General features: G+C 49.7%; 2 protein-coding genes. Both read right to left on the minus strand.

Translation table 11 applies throughout. From position 1 onward, the window contains the following. Positions 1–108 precede the first annotated feature (108 nt). Positions 109–870 (minus strand): IS21-like element helper ATPase IstB, encoded by a 762-nt coding sequence (gene istB / locus DJ568_RS17015; protein WP_114006505.1) that lies wholly within the window; start codon positions 868–870, stop codon positions 109–111. Between the two features lie 20 nt (positions 871–890). After that, a complete protein-coding gene (gene istA, locus DJ568_RS17020) occupies positions 891–2,420 on the minus strand; it encodes an IS21 family transposase (RefSeq protein WP_233496715.1) in 1,530 nt (509 codons plus the stop codon). Positions 2,421–2,601: the final 181 nt, after the last annotated feature.

Raw genomic sequence — 2,601 nt, forward strand, 5'->3', positions numbered from 1 at the left:
TGTATAATACGGAGAAGTTGACCAGGTGATTCCGTGGCAAATTGACCACCCAAAGTGCTGGCGAACGAGCGCAGCAAACGCTGTAGAAGCGTTGTCAAAAGTAGTTATTTAAAGATGATTTTCCAGATAGCTTTTTTCAGGTTCAGCGGGTCTTCGTCTTCTCATGGATTCACCCTTTAGTTCCATGCGGTGCGCATCATGCACGATACGGTCAAGGATAGCATCAGCGATCGTCTTTTCACCAATAACCTCATACCATTTACTGACCGGCAGTTGCGAGGTAATGATCAGTGACGTTTTTCCGTGCCTGTCCTCAATGATCTCCATTAATGCAGCTCTGCTTTGTGCATCAAAAGGCTGTATCCCGAAGTCGTCCAGGATCAGTAGTTGCTGGCGTTCCAGTTTGGCAACTTCCTTCATGTAAGAGCCATCTGCCTTGGCCATCTTCAGTTTGGCAAAGAGCTTAGGCGTGCTGGCATAGAATACCCGGTACCCCAATATGCAGGCCTGGTGACCGATAGCAGAAGCAATATAGCTTTTGCCGATACCGGTGCTGCCCGTGATCAGCAGGTTCTCATTACGGTCGATAAAGTGACAGTCGGCAAGGCGCATCACCTGGTTGCGGTCGATACTGCGATCTGCATGATAATGGATGTTCTCTACCGAGGCCTTATAGCGGAACTTGGCGTACATAATGGTACGCTCTATACGCCTGTTCTGCCGGTCATCCCATTCGGCCTCTACCAGGTGGGCCAGCAGTTCATCAGTAGTGTATTCGGCGGTTTGTCCCGTTTCCAGGCAGCTTTTAAAGGCATGGTACATGCCAAAGAACTTCAGCTTACGAAGTTTGTCTAAGGTGTTCGTGTTCATATCGATCTGTTCATTAATGGTTATTTATAGTAGTTCTCTCCCCGGATATTATCATGGCTGGGCATAGGCAACTCGTCAGCAAATAAGCTGTCCTCGTAGCTGTCCATCTTGTTCTCCAGTATCTGCTGTATGGTCTTGTAGTTGTAAACGCCGTAGCCGAGCGCACGCCTGCAGGCGCTGGCCAGCCTTTCGTTACCTGCCTTGCGCGCCAGGCTAAGGATACCGATACAGGAGCGGTAAGCTTGTTCAGGATGTTGCTTGCGGTCCAGTATCTTCAGGATATATAGCCTCACATCCTCATCAATGGATGCTGCCCATTCCAGGAACTTGTCCGGTGTCCATTCGGTCATAAAGCGGTGGGTCGAAGCCAAATGGTCTTTATCCGTAGTATAGCTGTAAGGGCTCTTAATGCGCCTGTGCATAGCGATACGCTCATAGTGGTAATAGACCTCGACGTTGGTGCGGGAATACAGCAGTTTGACCTTCCTGCCGATAAAGCGGTACGGTACGCTGTAATAGTGCTTGTCGATGCCCAGGCATACGTGACCATTCTTCATTACGGTAGCCTGGTGCTGCCGTTTGAACTCGTAGCGCAAGGCCGGTAATGGCGAAAGTGCCTGACGTTCTATCTCCTCGAACTGGAGTTTTCTGCTGTAGTTACGGCCTCTGAGTGGCTGGCTGTTATGTGCCTCTAAAGCAACTTTGATTGCCATATTCAGCTCGGCAAGAGTATGATAGGCCTCTTTGCGAATAGGTGCATAGATGCGGCTGTAAACGATCTTAACGGCACCTTCTACCAGTGCTTTGTCGCGAGGGCGGTACGCCCGAGCTGGTAAGATGGTCGTTCCATAGTGATCGGCAAAGTCAGCAAAGGTCTCGTTCAGCGTTGGCTCATAGCGGTTGCTTTTGGTAACAGCGGCCTTCAGGTTGTCGGGGACAATAGCAGCAGGTACGCCGCCATAAAAGTGCAGGGCATTCTCGCAGGCTGCTATAAAGTCTTCTTTTTGCTGACTCAGCACAGCTTCAACGTAGGTTAACTGGCTGGCACCAAGAATAGCAACGAACACTTCGACCTCGATGACCTCACCGGTATCTTTGTCCGTTATGCTTAGCTTTTCACCGGCAAAGTCCACATACATCTTATCCCCGGCTTTATGATCCAGGTGCATCGTAGGGTTCACACGGGCCTTCCACTGGTTATAAAGAAAGCAGAACTGGGTATACTTGAACCCGTCAGGGAACTCTTTAATATAAGCTTCCCAAAGGATGCGGCGGTTCATACCGACCCGCTTTAGCTCTTTGTCTATCTGAGGAAAACAGCGCTGCAAGGCAGGCATGCGTTTATCCGGAGCACGTTCATTGCTCTTGCCAAAGAAGTCCTCCAGTTCCTTGTCATTAAGGGTATTGATCTCTTCGAATGTAAAGCCGCTGGCATCGTAGGCGGCAAGGTACTTCTTGGCCGTATTACGTGATACGCCGGTCTGTGCCGCTATCGATAGCTTACTGCGGCCCTGACTGTACATTCTTAAGATCTGTCTAATCTTGCTCATGCTTATCGTAGTATTGGCCATAATTGGTAGGTGTTAAAACCTCCAAAAATATGGCTGCTCCTACAGCATTAGCGGCTCGTTCCGGGTGGTCAGTTTGCCGCGGAATCAGGTGGTCAATTTACCGCGGAATCGGTGGTCAGTTTACCACGGAATCAGGTGGTCAATATCAGCGAATTCTCCA

The organism is Mucilaginibacter hurinus, assembly GCF_003324525.1.
Classification (GTDB): domain Bacteria; phylum Bacteroidota; class Bacteroidia; order Sphingobacteriales; family Sphingobacteriaceae; genus Mucilaginibacter; species Mucilaginibacter hurinus.

Bases quoted from the DNA above. Each gene is read 5' to 3' on its own strand.
- istA (WP_233496715.1), bottom strand. From the start codon at position 2,420: ATGAGCAAGATTAGACAGATCTTAAGAATGTACAGTCAGGGCCGCAGT.
- istB (WP_114006505.1), bottom strand. From the start codon at position 870: ATGAACACGAACACCTTAGACAAACTTCGTAAGCTGAAGTTCTTTGGC.